The following is a 19503-nucleotide window of genomic DNA, read 5'->3' on the forward strand; positions in this document are numbered from 1 at the left end:
GCGGAAATAGTGTGGCAGACAGCAGGTATCGTGACGGTTCCGGCTGCGGTATAATACCCTGCTGCAGGGAAGCGGGGTATATATTTCATATTTCTGAAAAGAGAAAGATGGAGGAACAGATTATGAAAGAATATTCGAAATGGAAATCGGGGAAACGGTTTCTGACAGCGGCAATTACATTGTCATTACTCGGCAGTCTTGGTTTGTATAGTCCGGCGGCATATGCCGAAGAAGATTTTGAGGAGTACACTGGCAGCATAACAGGAAAGGAAGATAACGCGTCTGAATATGTTATGGCCCACATAACAAAGGATGGCGGGAAAAATTATAAATTTACCGATGATTCTCTTATAAAAACGAATCAAGGCGTCAAAGTGGGAGATTTGGATTATCCTGTAAATATTGACGCATCAGGGCATGTTTTAAAGTTTTATGGACATGTAAATGACAAACATACCCTTGTTCATGCGGTGGAAGCAAACTCTAAAAAAGGGGTTACTATTACTGCTAAAAAGTTGATTATTGACGCAGGGAATACAAAGAGTCGCGCTGAAGGAATCAGTGTAGGCGGGCAGGGCGGAACGAATAAGGATGCGCCGTACAGGCTGACGATTAATGGAGATACGGATATCAGGGCTCATGGTGACACTTATGGGCTGGGCATGTATCTGTGCGGCAATGCGGAAGTTACCGTCAATGGGAACGTGACGATGAATACCCATGATGAAAAGAATCCCTGGGCGGTTTATGTGGAAAAGGATGGCGGCCTCAGCTACTATGGCGGTTCTGCCATCTATGCCGGAAATAATTATAAACTTCAGTTGGGGCCGAAGCTGACCATTAACGGACTGGTGGATCTGAAAGTGAATGCCAATGGTGCATTTGCCAATGGCGGGCATTCGGACATTTATCTCCGCGGCGGAAATATAGAAATCAATAAAGATAATACCAAAGGATATTATGCGCTTCTGGCAGAGTGCGCCACTACCACGATGAATATGGAACGGGATGAAAATAAGGTGCCTGTCAGAGCCGGGAGCGCCAAAGTTACGATAAAAGGGAATATAGGCGCATCTGCCGGCGCGATCAATGTGAATGAGCCGGAGACTTATAGCCGCACGAATCTGGGGTTGGCTACGCCCGATTCCAGCTGGACGGGGATTGCATATAATGCGTTCAAGGATGAAGGAAATGAAGTCAGCGGCACACTTTATGGCAGCGATGAAATCATAAAGAAAACATTTTTTGGGGAAATTAATCTGTGGCTGCAGAATGGTGCCTCCTGGACGAATGAAGCCTGGGGCGAACCGCCTGATGCTTATTACGGAGAGGATTTTTCGGAAAGCCATCTGAAACGGCTGGTCGGCGGGGAAAGCGCCGATAAGGCGGGTCATATTTTCCAGAAACCCGGAGAGGATGAAGACAGCGAAGGCATTAATATCCGCGTAGACGATTATAAGGGATTTACAAACGTATACTATGGGCATAAGGATGAGAAACCCACGGATATCCTCGGCGGGACTTTTACCGTGACTAAAGCGCAGCCCGGATCGGGAATTACTCTGATTACCGACAGCAAGGGTCTTAATGTGGATTCGTCCAAAGCAGCAAATAAGAATCTGGTCAGTGAAACTTTGAATGCGCTGGCGAATAAGCTGTTTTATACTGCGTATAAAAATGGGGAAACCAATCTTGCCGGTAAAGTGGAAATTGCCGAGGGCCTGACGTCTTCCAGCCTGTCCAAACGTATGGAAGATGTGACTTTCAAGGAATCCAATGGTCAGGGGCAGTACCTCTATACACCGGCTTCGGATATTCCTGAAGAACAGACAGAAACAGCATTTACCGATACTATCACCGGCGTAAAGGCCAAAGACATGAAATATGTCAATACCGGTGTACGTAAAGAAGACGGTACATATAAATTCACAAAGGATTCTGAAATTACTGTTGCTGCAGGCGGACCTGCAGTAAAAGTAGAAGAAGATGTCATTATCCGGGCTGATGGAAAAACGCTGAAAATGAAGACGGTGGAAGGCAGCGGTACAGTCTACGGAATCAACCAGTCTACTGCGAAGAAAGCAGAAATCACCGCGAAGAACCTGGATGTAGAAGTGACAAGCACATCCCGTGCTGAAGGCATCCATATGGCAAACAGCAATGCAGCTATCCGGCCCGAAATGACGATTAATGGAAATGTCAATCTGAAAGTAAGCGGAACAGCTAATACGCTGGGTGCCTATATCCAGGGAAACAGCAGATTGACAGTTAATGGAAATGTGACAGCCGATGTAGACGGACACAATGGCGGCTTTAGTTATTATGGGGCAACCGGACTATACTCCACCAGTAATATGGGGCCCAATTCTATGGGAGCTGATATCACAGTCAATGGAAATGTAGACCTGAAAGGCAAAGCCCATGGTATTTTTGCCAATGCCGGCGGCAGCAAAGTGACAGTCAACGGCGGCGGCAGCATTGAAGTGGACAAGGCATCGACAAATCCCTATGCGGCTATCCGTGCAGAAGACGGTATTGTCAACATGAATGTCAAGCTTGACAGCAACGGAAATGCCGTAGGAAGCCTTGACAAGAAAGTCAATATTAAGGGAAATCTGGCGGTAACAACCGGTGCTGTCAATGAGGTGGATAAGAAAGGAACTTTGTCACAGATTAATCTGGGACTGACCACGTCGGATTCTACACTCCAAGGGGTTGTGTATAATGCATTCCCCGATGAAGGGAAGAAAGCAGGAGAGTTGACCTTCAAAGGGGAGGCCAATCTGTTCCTTGCCAACGGTGCCGCATGGACGAATGAAAAGTATATCGATACCGGAACATCCTGGGGCGGCAAAAACTTCGAAGGCAGCCATCTGACAAGACTTGCCGGCGGAGCAAGTGCGGATAAGGCAGGACAGATCTTCCAGAAAGACACAGGAAATATCACCGTAGATAACTATAGCGGTTACACGGATGTATATTATGCACACGAAGAAACAGCGCCCAAAACCATGATCGGCGGAGATTTCATCATACGGAAAGCGGCGTCCGGCTCCGGTATATCCCTCATCACGGATAATAAGGGATTGAATACGTCCTCAGATAAAGCGGCGGATAAGAACCTGGTCAGCGAAACACTGAACGCTCTTGCGAATAAACTTTTCTATAAAGCGTATGCGGACGGAGAAAAGAATCTGACCGGTTTTGTAAAAATTGCAGAAGGTCTGACCAGTTCTGAAGCGGTTCTCAAAACAGGAAATATCACCTTTAAGAAAGATAACGGCCAGGGCCGGTATCTCTATACACCGGCGACAGATGAAATTGTTGGGCCGATTACCGGTCCGGAAAAAGAAACGGCTGACCGCAATGCAAAAGGCGTTTCACCGAATGCGAAACAGGGAAAAGTGGTCAGCGGCATGTACAATAAGTCCACTCCTACAACAAAAAATAATCCGATGATTGTGGATATGAATGGATTCAATTTGAGTATAGCGGCAGAAAGCGGCAATGAGATTGCCGATGCCGTTTATGTGGGAAATAATGATTATATCACTGTAAAAAATGATGCGGGAAAGAAAATCAGCATTACTTCCACCAATACAGATACCCGTGCCGCCAACGGCATTTTCCTTGAAGGAAATTCCCATCTGAATATAACGGGGCCGGTAGAGATTACCAAGGTGCATACCAAAGGCGGTTCCGCCACAGGTATTGCTTTCCAGGGCAGCGGAAGTGAAGCGGTGATTGACGGTTCTCTTACTATTTCAAATGTGGACGGTGATAAAGCAGAGAAACAGGGACGGTATATCGGCGTATCCGGAATCCGGATGACAGGTGATAATACTTCCATGACCGTTACGGGGCCGGTGAATATTTCTGATTTCAAGGGATCGGCATTGCATACTGCGGGCGCGGACAGTGTGATTTCTGTCGGCGGCGGTACTATTTCTACGGCAGCGGATGCGGATAAATCCCATAATTTCTATGCGGCCCGTGTGGAAAAGGGAACTGTCAATATCAACATGAGAAATGGTGCGCCAGGAAGCGCAAGAACTAATATCATCGGGGATATGTATGTTACAGGGCAGTATGGAAAGAAAGTTATTGAGTACAGTGGAGGCCAGCTGGCAGATTGGCAGCACAGAGGAAATCTTCATGTGGCGCTGACAGATAAGGATTCGTCCTGGACTGGTGTGGCGGCGTATGAACAGTACAATGATAATTACGGCAGCGGCGGGAATACGATGCATGATATCGGGAATTTTGATCTGTATCTGCAAAACGGGGCCACCTGGACGAATGAGCAGCAGTCGCATGTGACTACTACGACGCTTGTTGGTAAGAATCCTGTCTATAACGGCAGCTATTTAATGAAGCTTCATGGCGGCAGTGACGCAGTGCATAAAGGGTATATTTATCAGAAAGACAGCAAGCCTATTACTGTAGATAATTACAGCGGACACACTCTTGTTTTCTATGACCATACCGGAGACGGTTCCGCTGCTGAAAATTACAGCGCCGGTGATTTCAGAATCAAGACAGCGGAAGAAGGGTCTTCTATCACGATGCGCACAGGTGCAGGCGGAATCAATACGGCCGATAAAACGGCGGCAGGGAAAGCACTGAACAGTCTGGCCAATAAGCTCTACTATATGTCTTATGCCCAAGGCGACACAAAACTGAAAGGCACTGTGGAAATTGCGGAAGGATTGACTTCCTCTTCTGTTTCAGCAAGTGGGGATATTACTTTCAAGACAGATACGGCTGCTGATAAGAATGGACAGGGTACCTACATATACTCCCCGCCGGAACCTTTAGACGGGCCGATTGTCAAAGACAGACTGCTGAAAGGCGAAACTACGGTCACTGCTGATGACACCCATGCTGAAGACGGATATGTCAGTGCAGCTTACAACGGCGATGATTCAATCACCGTGGACATGGCAAATCATGGACTCCGTCTGGAAGCGGCTTCTTCCGCGTCTACAAAGGCGGCGGCTGTCCGGGTCGGGAAAGGGACGGACGACAATAAGAAGAGCATCAGTTTTATCAACATGGAGAAAAACAAGCCGCTGGTTATTTCTTCGGATCAGACAAACGGGGGAGAAGCCACAGGTATTTATGTTTCCGAGAACGGCAAGCTTTCTGTTGCCGGGGATGTAGTGATTGATAAGGTGTCTACTTCAGGCAGAAAGGCATACGGCGTGGCGAACCGCGGACCCAATGCGGAACTTGTTATTAAAGGCGGGCTGAAAATAGCGGGCGCAGGTGCCGATGAATGGAGAGCGGTAAAAGCTGCCAAAGATACAACGGGTATATCGGTAACTGCCATTGCCAATATCGGGAATAATGCCAAATTAACTATTGAAGGGCCGCTGGACGTAAAAATTCAGGGGACTGCCATCAATTCTACCGCTAAAGGCGGCGTTATGCGCCTTGGCAGCGGCAGGATTCTGACGCCTATGGATGAACATGCTCAGGGGAATTCAAAGCTTGTTAAGGGCGTGAACGGTACTGTTTTCATTAATATGAATGAGGACGGAACGGCTGCCAAAGCTGAAGACACTGTGCTTCAGGGAAATATTTACACCGAAAGAAGATCAGGGTCTAAGGCCGTTGTAAATGTAGGGCTGGCAAGCAAGAATTCTTCATGGACAGGTGTAACCGATTATAACAGGAGTTTTTCCAGCGATGCCGGCGAGGTCAATCTGTATCTGAGCCATGATGCGGTTTGGAATAATAAGAAGACTGCTTCCGTGACGGGCTCTTACATGGGCAGCCATATAGATTATTTCAAAGGCGGCAGTGATGCGGCCCACGCGGGTATTATCAGACAGAACGACGACAGGGACATCAATATAGATCATTACAGCGGTCATGCAATTCTTGTCTATGACCATAAAGCGGAAAAGCCAAAAGAGATGATTGGCGGCAGGACGCTGATAAAAAAAGCGGAACCGGGATCTGTTGTCAGAATGGTAACCGGGAACGGCGGTCTGAATACCAATTCCAACAAGGCGGCCGATAAGAATCTGGTCAGTGAAACTCTGAACGCTTTGGCGAATAAGCTTTACTATACCGGTTATAACAATGCGGCAATCAAAGATAATCTGAAAGGTACCGTAGAAATTGCGGAAGGCCTGACGGCAAGTTCCGCATCGGTTGCCATCGTATCGGGAAATATGAGCTTCCAGGATGTCACGGGCAGAGGTGAATATAAATTTACCCCCGCAGAAGATGACCCTCATGGACAGACTACGTCTGATTTCGGTACCCCTATCACCGGAGAAGCCGATAAGGATCAGGAGTATGTCAAAGCCAATGTGCTGAAAGATGACGTGTATACTTTTACCAATGCGGTGAATACGGTCACTGTCGATGACGGAGATACCACGACAGAAGATCTTGGCTACCATAAGGCTGTGGCCGCCGTGGTGGGGATCAATAAGGATATTACGATTCATGCGGCAGATAAGAGTCTGAAACTGAATGCGGAGAATAAGACAGAACGCAACAGTGCTGTAGGCATGTACACGAAGAAAAAGATTGACGCTGTGGCAAAAGATATTTCCATCGATACCAAATCTTCTGTGGGTGATGTATACGGTATATATATCCATGAAGGCGGAAAGGCAGACATTGCCGGCAATGTGTCTATCCTGGCCAAACAGGGCGGAGACGGTTTTGCGAATGGAATCAAACTGTATAACGGCGGTTCCGCGCTGACCATTAACGGTAACCTGGCTATGAAAGGCACGGGAAGCGGAAATGATGCCTATGGTGTTTCTGCGGCTCAAAAGGGCGGGTATGGCAGCATAAAGACATATCTGGCAACAGGTATCAATATCTATGATAAAGACGGTGCTTCGTTCACCTTAAACGGCAACGTGGATATGGCGGTCAAAGGTGTCGGCGTAGATATGCGCGGCAGTGAGAAAAATACGGTAACCATTGCCGGAGGCACAATCCTTACGCCGGATGACAGGGAGGAAGCCAGCTATATAGCTGTGGCTGCTACTTCAGGTACCTTTACCATGGGGATGAATGATGCGAAAACAGGATCCAATGGAAAGGATGTCATTGTGCAGGGCACAATTTCTTTAGGAGCTGGGGGAACTGTTAATCTGGGTCTGGGCAGCAGTAAATCCCGGTGGACAGGTGTTTCTGATAATGAAGACGAGCGTCCTGTGAATCTGTATCTGTCGGACGGAGGAATATGGGAAAACCGACAGACGGCGAAAGACCAGTATGGTTTGTTTGCAGGCAGCCGCGTGACAAAAGTGGCAGGAGGCACCACGCCGGCTAAGGCAGGTGTAATTGCCCAGAAAGACAGTAATCCCATTACTATTGATCATTACAGCGGACACACTATTCTTGTTTATGATCACGAGGCATCGTCTCCTGCAACAATGATCGGCGGAGATACGATAATTGCTAATGCGGAAGCCGGTTCCGGTATTACGATGCGTACCAACAGCAGGGGATTGGATACAAATTCTGGCAAGGCAAAAGATAAGAATTTGGTAAATGCCACCCTTAATGCACTGGCGAATAAACTGTTTTATACTGCGTATAAAAATGGAGAAACCAATCTTACGGGTAAAGTAGAAATTGCTGAAGGATTGACAACATCCGCCGTGGCAAAGAAGACAGGCAATATATCTTTCAAGAACGGGACCGGTCAGGGTGAGTACATCTATACGCCCGAAGAAGATCCGAGCGGTGACATTATTGATGCAAATGGTCCGATTACTTTCGATTATAAGAAGGATTCCAAGGTATTCGGCAGATCTGTCAGTCAGATAGGCGGAAACAGCAAGGACTTGATTTATAATTTTGCAGACAAGACGGTCAATATTACTGCTGGTAGCAATGATTGGGCGCCGATGGGAATGACGCCGAATGTAAAAGCGGTCATTAACGCAAAACAGCTGAATCTGAAAACACCGAATGTCGGTATGATGGGGACTTACGGAATTTACCTGGAGGATGGAGATGATATTACTGTCAATTCCGATGTGAATATGACCGTCAACGGCGGTGCATATATGGTAGATGGTATTTTTATGGGGCATATGGGGGCGGCAGAAGCGGCAAAGACCAAACTGACCATCAATGGTAATGTCACCATGCGCGGTACCGGAAATGACCAGTCTTCCGATGATTTCTGGGGTATTAAGGGTACCGGAGAAGACGGCGGCTATCCTACCTATATGGGAAGCCGCTGGGCGCCGGAAGGAATTTATCTTGGCAAAGAAGGTGGCAGTTCCATCACGATCAACGGCAATGTAGATATGGCAGTCAAAGGGAACGGCGCGGTAACGGATGCTTATTATAAAGTCGCAGGGCAGAATTCATTGGATAATGTTCTTACCTTGAATGGCGATGTCAATATTATCACGCCGAAGAGTAGAGAACGGGGATTCCTGGCATTGGGTGCTTTTGGCGGTACTGTTAATGTGAATGTAAAGACTGAAACGGATGCCGGCGGCAAAGTCAAAGTGACCGGAGCCTCCGACCATAAAGTGAATCTGGTGGGGAATCTCTATGCATCGAAAGATGATGGAAATGGAGATAATACATACTATTTCCGTGACGGTGCCATTAATCTGGGGTTGACGACGTCTGATTCCACCTGGAGCGGTGTTGTATCGAATACGAATAAAAATACGCCTACCGGAAAATCACAGCAGGGAGATATCAACCTGTGGCTCCAGAATGGTGCGACCTGGAATCATGAAGCGGTTTCCCGCGCCGATGCCGTTTATGCGGCAGGAAATAACGGGAAAACGACGCTTCCGAGTCCGTCAAACGGATTGTACGGGGCTTATGACGGTATTTCTCATCTGACAACCCTGACCGGCGGAAAAGACGCGGATCATGCGGGGCTCATCGCTATGAAGGACAAGGCAGATGTGGAAGTCGGCACATACAGCGGTTTCAGCCGCATTTACTATAACCATGAAAATAGCACGCCAAAACAAATGATCGGCGGCGATTTCAAGGTATCCAAGGCATTGGATGGTTCCCGTATTACATTGATGACGGGGAGCAACGGATTGGATACGTCTTCAACTAAAGCGGCGGATAAGAATCTGGTCAGTGAAACTTTGAATGCTCTGGCAGGAAAGCTCTATTACTTGGCAAAGGATGGAAAACTTTCTGCCAAGGCAGCTTTGGCGGAAGGGCTGACTGCATCGGAAGCTTCTCTTGATTTGAAGAATGTGACGTTCAAGGAATCCAATGGTCAGGGGCAGTACCTCTATACACCGGCTTCGGATATTCCTGAAGAACAGACAGAAACAGCATTTACCGATACTATCACCGGCGTAAAGGCGAAGGACATGAAATATGTCAATACCGGTGTACGTAAAGAAGACGGTACATATAAATTCACAAAGGATTCTGAAATTACTGTTGCCGCAGGCGGACCTGCAGTAAAAGTAGAAGAAGATGTCATTATCCGGGCTGATGGAAAAACGCTGAAAATGAAGACGGTGGAAGGCAGCGGTACAGTCTACGGAATCAACCAGTCTACTGCGAAGAAAGCAGAAATCACCGCGAAGAACCTGGATGTAGAAGTGACAAGCACATCCCGTGCTGAAGGCATCCATATGGCAAACAGCAATGCAGCTATCCGGCCCGAAATGACGATTAATGGAAATGTCAATCTGAAAGTAAGCGGAACAGCCAATACGCTGGGTGCTTATATCCAGGGAAACAGCAAATTGACAGTTAATGGAAATGTGACAGCCGATGTAGACGGACACAATGGCGGCTTTAGTTATTATGGGGCAACCGGACTATACTCCACCAGTAATATGGGGCCCAATTCTATGGGAGCTGATATCACAGTCAATGGAAATGTAGACCTGAAAGGCAAAGCCCATGGTATTTTTGCCAATGCCGGCGGCAGCAAAGTGACAGTCAACGGCGGCGGCAGCATTGAAGTGGACAAGGCATCGACAAATCCCTATGCGGCTATCCGTGCAGAAGACGGTATTGTCAACATGAATGTCAAGCTTGACAGCAACGGAAATGCCGTAGGAAGCCTTGACAAGAAAGTCAATATTAAGGGAAATCTGGCGGTAACGACCGGTGCTGTCAATGAGGTGGATAAGAAAGGAACTTTGTCACAGATTAATCTGGGACTGACCACGTCGGATTCTACACTCCAAGGGGTTGTGTATAATGCATTCCCCGATGAAGGGAAGAAAGCAGGAGAGTTGACCTTCAAAGGGGAGGCCAATCTGTTCCTTGCCAACGGTGCCGCATGGATGAATGAAAAGTATGGAGATACCGGAACATCCTGGGGCGGCAAAAACTTCGAAGGCAGCCATCTGACAAGACTTGCCGGCGGAGTAAGTGCGGATAAGGCAGGACAGATCTTCCAGAAAGACACAGGAAATATCACCGTAGATAACTATAGCGGTTACACGGATGTATATTATGCACACGAAGAAACAGCGCCGAAAACCATGATCGGCGGAGATTTCATCATACGGAAAGCGGCATCCGGCTCCGGCATATCCCTCATCACGGATAATAAGGGGCTGAATACATCTTCCAATGCATCTGCGGATAAGAATCTGGTCAGTGAAACACTGAACGCTCTTGCGAATAAACTCTTCTATAAAGCGTATGCAGACGGAGAGAATAATCTGACCGGTTTTGTAAAAATTGCAGAAGGTCTGACCAGTTCTGAAGCGGTTCTCAAAACAGGAAATATCACCTTTAAGAAAGATAACGGTCAGGGGCAGTACCTTTATGAAACCGCTTATCCGAATGAACAGGTCACGGATCCGATTAATAAGACTATAGACGGCAGTACTGCTTCTGAACAGGTATACAAGGAAGCCGGCGTTTATAAATCGGATACGGATACCTATAAGTTCACAAAGAATCCGGCTACTGTCAACGGAGATTCCGGTGCGGCTGTCGATGCAGGTGCGAAGGATATCCATGTGGACAGCGGAGAAAATACGCTGAATCTGAATGGAGGAAATACTGGCGTCGGTGTCAAAGCAGAAGGAGGAAAGACCGCTGATATTAAGGGCAATGCCAATATTACAGGCAAGACCGGTGTAGTTGCCGACGGTGCGGGAAGTAAAGTGCTTCTTTCCGGAAACTCTAATATCACTGCCGAAGGAGATGGTATCGTGGCCTCTGGCAGCGGTATTGTGGAAGCAGCAGGTATAACCAATGTAACGGCAGGTGCCGGCAGAAAAGCCGTTCGTGCGGGTGCCGGATCTTCAGTAAGCCTTCAGAGTGGTAAACTGAAAGGAGATGTGGAAGCCGATGGCGGTACTGTTTTCCTCCGCGAGGCGAAAACGGAAGGCAATGCCGCTGCAGCGGCGGGCGGCAGTATCAATCTGACCGATGGCAGTGTAAGCGGTGCGGCGACGGCAGATAACGGAACGATTGAAACAGAAAATACAAATGTTGTAAATGGTGCATCCGCGCTTAACGGCGGAAAGCTTAAACTGAGAAACGGTAAGATTTCCGGCGGTGTCAAAACGGATGCCGGATCTGCAGCTGATGTTGTTATGGATCGGGCCGGAAATGCTTTGAAAGGGGATGTATCCGGTGAAGGTCAAACGGATATAACTCTTTCCAATGGTGGAAATTGGGACGGAAACAGTGCCGGCAGCGGAAAAACGCAAGTTAAAGTGGGGAATGGCAGTACCTGGACAGGTACCAGTATGAACAGTAATACGGATGTCGATCTGGAAGGCAAATGGAAACAGACCGGCAATAGTAAGGTTCGCAAGCTTATTTCCAACAACGGCGTTCTTGATAAGACAGCTTCGGAAAGCGGAAATACAGATATAGGGAAACTCAGCGGCAGGTTATCTCTTATTTATGCCCATGACAAGACGAATCCGACAAAGGTACTTGGCGGCAGCACTTTCGTTGCAACAGCCGATGCCGGTTCCACAGTGGACATGATTACCGATAATGCCGGACTGGATACAAATTCGGACAAAGCGGCTGATAAGAATAAGGTTAGCGAAGTGCTGAATGCGATGGCAGGTAAGCTGCAGTATACCGGATATCAAAATGGAGAAAGGAATCTGAAAGGTAAGCTGAGAATTGCAGAAGGGCTGACATCCAGCAGTGCCGGTCTGAAAACTGAAGCATTGAGCTTTAAGAGAGATGGACGGGGATACTTTGATTACACACCTGCCAAGCCGAATAAGCCGGAAATTGAAACCGGAGATTATGAAACTTCTATCATGAGCAGTACCAGAAGCGCTCTGACTTCCTCTATCCTTGTATGGCGGAATGATATGAATGATATGTATAAGCGCATGGGAGATCTCAGAATTGGTGCGGAAAGTGGTTTGTGGGCAAGAGCCTACGGCGGCCGGATTAGTTATGACGCCAACAATGCGTATATGAAGAACAGCTACTGGGCGGCCCAGGTGGGCATAGATAAACGTCTGGCATCAGGCTGGCATGTAGGCGGTGCTTTCGGATACAATGACGGCAGCGCAACATACAGATATGGAGGAAAAGGCGATCCGAAATTGTACACATTGGCGGCCTATGCGACCAGAGTGTCGGAAGATGGACAATATGTGGATGTCATTGCGAAAGCAGGAAAACTTTCTAATAAGTTCACAGCCTACAACAAGTACAGTGCACCGGCACTCAGGAATTATGTAGAAGGTAAGTATGATACATACGGATATGGCATCAGTGCCGAATACGGTAAAAAGATTCGTATGGGCAAAGGCTTTGTAACGCCGCAGGCAGAACTGACATGGAGCCGGCTGTCATCGGACAGCTTTGATGCAGCGGCGCCTAGTGGTGAAAGCATGCGTGTCAATCAATCATCAGTCAACAGTTTGATTGGGCGCCTGGGTGTAGTAGCCGGAGTAGAGAGTGACAAAGGCAATTTCTATGCCAAAGCAAGTCTGTTCCATGAATTTGACGGAGATGGACACATCCTGTTCAGTGAACCCGGAAAAACAGGCAAGCGTTCCTCGTTCAGCCTTAAGGATACCTGGGCAGAAATTGCACTGGGCGGCAACTACTACCTGAGTCCGAGAAGCATGATTTATGCAGATTTCACAAAGAGCTTTGGCGGAGATTACAAGGTAGACTGGAGAATCAATGCAGGAATTCGCTTCAGCTTCTGAGCATGATGTCAACTTCCAAAAGGGGAATGAAACAAGATTTTGTCATGAGAACTGAATAATAAGAAGAAAAAATAAAGGACTGCTTTCCTGGGGACAGGACGGCAGTCTTTTATACTTGGGAGATAATTAGATAAGTATGCGAAACAGAGTAAGTTAACATTGTATTTGAAAAGGATTTATAAAAAATAATTAAAATTACCAATTGGAATATCATTTATTGTTGATATGTGAGAAGTAATATAGTATAATTTACAAGATGAAATTAGATAATCATTTGAAATTATGAGATACAAATAGCTGTTTCTTAATAAATAATGGTTATCCAATAATTTAATACTATATGAGGACAAAAGCTGAAGAGCTCATGTGGGGAATCCGGTGAGACTCCGGAACTGGCCCGCAACTGTATGGGGAATTGTGTCATAGTAAGTCTTTCACGGAGATATGACAGAATGAGGAACTAAGTCAGGGTGCCACTTTGTTTTCTGATTTTCTAATGACTTGCGAGGCATAAGGTTAGATGCATAAGGAAGCCGGATATGGGAAATCCGGTTCAGATTTAGAATTATGAAATCTGTGCATCTTTTTATTGTCTCGTTTTTTGTTGCGTTTAATGGAGTGGATGAAAGGGAGTGCCGGGCATGGATAATTTGAAATACTTTTTGGAGTAAATCCGGTTCATGTGACACGGGTTTCATGACCGCGGTAAGCGGTTCAGATCCGGATGGGTATGTTTTAGAAGAGGATGAATTGCCTGCTATCGGGCAAGGCCGGGATGCTAATCGAGTATCCGGCGGAGAGTTTATGTTTGAAAAATAGGGAGGAATTATGAAACGGAATAAGGTAAGTAAATTACAGATGAGGCGGCTGGCTGCCGGTGTTACAATTGCGCTGCTGGCGGGTACATGCCAGGTGATGGCAGATCAGTCTACAAATCCGATCAGTGAAAGTGAAGTATTTACTGCAGACCGTCTGGCACAGGTTGTTAATAAAAATAACATGCCTAAAGAAAGATTCAAGTCCGTCGCAGCAGGTATTTTAGGATATACGCATGATAAGGCCTCAATTAAGACAATTAATATTGATATGGCGGGTCATGACCTGACGCTCGACTTGACGAAAGTTGCTGATTTGGGGACCGATTATTCTGCATACGGGATCAAGGCGAATAATAAGACAACTATCGTGGTTGACAGCAATAAAACCAATCCGGGGAAAAACGGTACGATTACCATCAAGGCGAAAACGCTGTGGTCGCCCTCAGGAGACAGCGGCAGCAAGTATACTGCTGCACATGGTATCGCAGTGGGTAATTTTAGCCAGAGATTTAATAAAAAAGTAAGTGAAGACCTGGTGAAGACGACGATCAATGCTGATGTAGTGATTGAAGAATTGCGCGGCGGTTCTATCAAAACGACAGGCATTTCGTCTATGGACTGTTCTGATTTAGCGATTAATGGAAGATTCACAATCAAGCCGGGCGCAATTAGCCTTATGCAATGGAATCGGGGCGATCAGTCAAAAACTTATGGCATATATATGATTGGAAGCAATAATACTATTTCTATTACTTCAGCGGATATTGATGATTCAAAGAATGGGTCACTTTCTGACCTGATTAAAACGGACGAATCGCTTTGGGGCGGCAAAACAGAGAAGAATGTTCTTCGTATTGGCGGCGGTACGCTCAAAGTCAAAGAGAATCAGAAAGAACGGTATCTTATCAGCGCCGCGAAAGGATTCCGGACATTTATCAATGTGAATCAGGATGGAAGCGCAATCGGAATATCAAAAGCGGATTTGCAGGGGACGATTCGCATGGATGCTGGGTCAGAAGCTTATGTTGGTCTTACTGCCGGATCGAAATGGGTCGGCGGAACACAGGCAGATATAAAAGGAAAGGTGAATCTTTTTCTTTCAGAAGGTGGTGAATGGAACACGCTGAATGCGGGACAGGGCAGCCGTGTAACCAGGTTTGCCGGTGATGCAAAAGGCGGTGCAATTTATCAAAAAGATGCGGGACAGCTTGTAATTGAAAATTACAGCGGCGCGGGAAAAATCTATTACGCCCACGAGAATGCAGGCATAGCGGCGGAAGACTACAAGGCGGGAGACACCCATATCGGATCCGCGGCAGAAGGATCACGCATTACAGTAGTTACAGATAATAAAGGAATTGTTGATACAGATAAAGACCAGGTGTATAAGGCTTTAAATGCTTTGGCGGGAAAACTGTATTACGATGCTTATAAAAACGGAGAAAAGAAGCTGGCGGGACAGGCAGAGATAGCCGAAGGACTGACGGCGTCATCTAAAACATTACAAATGAGAGACCTGCTGTTCAAAAAAGAAAACGGACAGGGGTATGTAGAAGATAAACCCGTGCCGCCGGCAAATCTGGATGTAAGTGAACAGATTGTTGAAGATGGTCTGGGATCGGGGAATATGTATTGGATGAATAACGGGTATAAAGATGGTGAGGATGATGATCATCGTTATGTCCTGAAGTCCGATACCACGATCAAGGTTGATTTATCAAATCCCAAGACTCTGACATACGGGGGAAATCAAGGTGCCAATGTAGCAAATATCATATGGGGAGATCCGGATTATACAGCGGATGGCTTTATTGATATGAACGGACATAAGCTGACCTTGGTTTCTGAGGCAAATCATTTAAGGCATTATGCGTCGGGAATTTTGTCACATGGCGGTGATCTGGAAATAAAGAACGCGGCAGGTATAGATATTGACATACATGGCGATAAAAATGCAAAGAGCGGTATTTATGTCTGGGGACAGGGCAGAAATGGAGCGAGCCTCACTATATCTAATGATAATCAAGCGGAACATGCTGTGAAGATACGTAATACGGCAGCGGAAAAAGACGCAGCTATACTTGTGGACGGCAGGAGTGCAAAGAATGGCGGAAGCGCAAAGCTTGTTATAAAAGGTTTGGTAGATGTTGAGAATGATGATGTCAGCGTAATTCAGGCAAATAAGGGCGATGTGTCAATCGGCGGCGGGAAAATAATAGCCAAAGGGGATAAGGCGTCCAGTTTGAAGATAAATAATGACGGTAAAATCCAGATCAACGGCAATTTGTCGGACAGAAATGTTCTTACGGCAGGAGCAGTCAAACATGATGTACAGATAGAAGGGAATGTACTTGCTCAGAAAGGAAGATTGGGACTGGTTCTGAATACGGACGGGTCCTACATAAAAGGGTTGATAGGAACAGATGCCGGAACAGCTGGTCAAACGTACATGATGCTTTCTGACGGAGCCTCCTGGTACCATGAAGGAAAAGGAGCCCGAACAGACAGCATTAAAGAAAGTAAAATCAAAAACCTTGAGGCTGATGGCGGCAACATTTACCAGAAAAATGAGAAACCGATAACCATTGAGAACTACAAGGGAAATATGAAACTGTTCTATAAGCATGAGAACGCGGGCACGAAGGCGGAAGATTACAAGTCGGGAGATGTACACATCGGATCTGCGGCAGAAGGGTCACACATTACAGTAGTCACGGACAGGAGCAATATCAATACGGACAATGAAGCCCAGGTATATGAAGTATTGAACACATTGGCGGGAAAACTGTATTATGAAGGCTATATCAGAGACGAAGAGAATCTGAAAGGGGAAGCGACAATAGCGGAAGGCCTGACAGCGTCATCCCAGACAGTGAAAATGAAAGACATGCTCTTCAAGAAAGAAAACGGACAGGGATATGTGCAGGGAAAACCCACGCCGCCGCCACTGGTTAATCCGGTACGCCATCAAATCGTGGAAGCGAACTATTTTGCTGAAGAAGCGCGGGATTTCTGGTCTAAAGCGGGAGTTTATGACGGAAAAGGCCACTATAAATTTGATCATGACTTGTCACTGGTAACCCATGCGGAAGATGATCCTGTAACAACGGTAAACGATAATAAGTTCGGAAATATCTACTGGAATGGTGATGTGGTCGGGGATATCGACATGACCGGACACCGGCTGGAACTGAAATCCATTACGGAGCGCCTGCCGAAGAAAAACCCCAATGCAATTACCGTCTACAGCGGTACATTAACAATCAAGAATGTCAACGGAATGTACATCGAATCCGATCCGAAGGGAAGCCTTTATGGACGAGGAATCCTGGTAGCAGGGGTACGTGGTGACGAAAGATGGAAAAGCGGAAGCGGCCATGCAAAGTTAATCATAGAAAATGATGATGATCCGGCACATGCAGTAAAAATCCGTGTAAAAGACACGGGAGAAGATTTCGGTGCTATTGAAGCGCAGAAACATAATGGAAGTGCGCTCGTAGACATTAAAGGACTTGTGGATATTGACTCCAAGATGTGGAGAGCTGTTGAGTCTCACGGAGCAAAAGTATTTATTGGAGGAGGAACAATCAGAGGAACAGATGTCGCATCCTTGGCTGCTTATACAGGCGGCTCGATACTCGTCAATGCAAAGCTGAATGATGAGAATAAGGTAGAAGCTACTTCTGCGACCCGTCCGGTAAAGATTACCGGGGATGTCAGTGCTGAAAGCGGCGGTCATGTCATGCTGGGACTGAACAATAAAGACTCCTTCTTGAAGGGTCTGGTAACCACGGATATATCGGGAATTAATCCGGATACGCAAAAATGGGGAAAGATACCCGGAAAAGTATCTATGGTGCTGGCAAATGGAGCAGTCTGGGAACACAAGCAGGTAGGAGTAGGATACTATCACAAGAAAGGCGCAGATTTCAACTACAAGAATCGCGGTAAGGGAGAATCTATTGACAGCCATGTAACAAGCCTGCGCGCGGACAAAGGCATACTGCTGCAGAATGATCCGCATAAACTGACCATCGATAAATACGAAGGGAACATGAAGCTGGTCTATGAACATGAGAACGCGGGTACGAAGGCGGAAGATTATAAGACAGGAGATGTGCACATAAAAGAAGCTGCAAAAAATTCATCAGTTACCATGATGACGGATAACAGCGGAATTACGATGACTGACGATAAGCAGGTGTACAATGCATTGAATACCCTGGCAGGCAAGCTATACTATGATGCATACATAAAGGGGGAAAAGAACCTGAAAGGGCAGGCGACGATTGCGGAAGGGTTGACAGCATCCTCTGCGATGTTGAAGATGGCGGACATGGATTTCCGTGAAGCAAGTGGACAAGGGTATGTAAAAGAAACGAATCCTAAACCGAACCCGAACCCGAACCCGAATCCGAACCCGAACCCGAACCCGAATCCGAATCCGAACCCCAAGCCAAATCCTAAACCGAATCCGAACCCCAAACCGAATCCCAATCCCAACCCCAACCCAAACCCCAAGCCGAAGCCTCCCATTATTTATGGAAGCAAAGAAACCCAGATGATGAAAGGCGCCAAAACAGCCATGACCTCTGCCGTCCTTCTGTGGAGAGGAAACAACAACGACCTGCAGAGAAGAATGGGAGACATAAGACTGGCCAAAGAAGAAAACGGCATCTGGGCCAGATACCTGGGCGGAAAGAACAAGATAGACAAACAGAATACCTACCTCAAACAAACCTATGACATAGCCCAGGTAGGTTACGACAAGAAAAAAGGAAACTGGACCATCGGGGCGGCCCTGGACTACGGAACAGGGAAGGACACCTATGCAAACGGGACAGGAAAAGGGAAGCTGGCAAGCCTTGCCCTGTACGGAACCATGCAGAAAGAAGACGGGCAGTACCTTGACATCATCCTTAGAGGAAGCCGGGTGAAGAACGACTACACCGTATACAACGAAATGAACCACCGCCTGGAAGGGAAGTACAGGACAAACGGCCTGTCGCTGAGCATGGAATACGGGAAGCGGATGAAGAAAGAAAATGGCTTCTACATAGACCCGAGCATTGAACTCACCGCAGGGCACTTAGGAGGAAAAGACTATGACGCCGTAAGCGACTATGCAGGGGGGAAGAAAATGCACATCCACCAGGACGGAATAAACAGCGTGATAGGGAGAATCGGACTGGGGATAGGAAAAGAGACAGAAAGAAGCAACCTGTTTGCGAAGATAGCGCTGGCCCATGAATTCGGAGGAAAAGTGAAGAGCATCTTCAGTGCGGAAAACGAACCGACGAGTGGGACAGAAGTAGACCTGAAAGACAGCTGGGTAGACGTAGAAGTAGGAGGAAGCTGGCTGGTGAACAGGAACACCTATCTGTACGGAACCTACACGAGAAACTTCGGGGCTGACGTTTCCAGCAAGTGGAGAATAGACGCAGGCATTCGCTTCAGCTTCTGATATGGACAGAATAATCTTTTGTAAATAGACAGGAAAGCAAAATAATATCAATATTAGGAAAACAGAAGGCCTGCCG

General features: G+C 46.9%; 2 protein-coding genes and 1 riboswitch. Both genes read left to right on the forward strand.

The genetic code is table 11. The features are described from left to right. Positions 1–11 precede the first annotated feature (11 nt). On the forward strand, positions 12–13145 hold the full coding sequence (locus GCWU000321_RS08110; protein WP_040381573.1) for an autotransporter domain-containing protein: 13134 nt from the start codon (positions 12–14) through the stop codon (positions 13143–13145). 331 nt (positions 13146–13476) lie between these two features. Next, positions 13477–13641: riboswitch (cobalamin riboswitch) on the forward strand. 332 nt (positions 13642–13973) lie between these two features. After that, positions 13974–19427 (forward strand): autotransporter outer membrane beta-barrel domain-containing protein, encoded by a 5454-nt coding sequence (locus tag GCWU000321_RS08115; protein ID WP_007070736.1) that lies wholly within the window; start codon positions 13974–13976, stop codon positions 19425–19427. The last annotated feature ends 76 nt before the right edge of the window (positions 19428–19503 follow it).

The organism is Dialister invisus DSM 15470, assembly GCF_000160055.1.
GTDB lineage: Bacteria > Bacillota > Negativicutes > Veillonellales > Dialisteraceae > Dialister > Dialister invisus.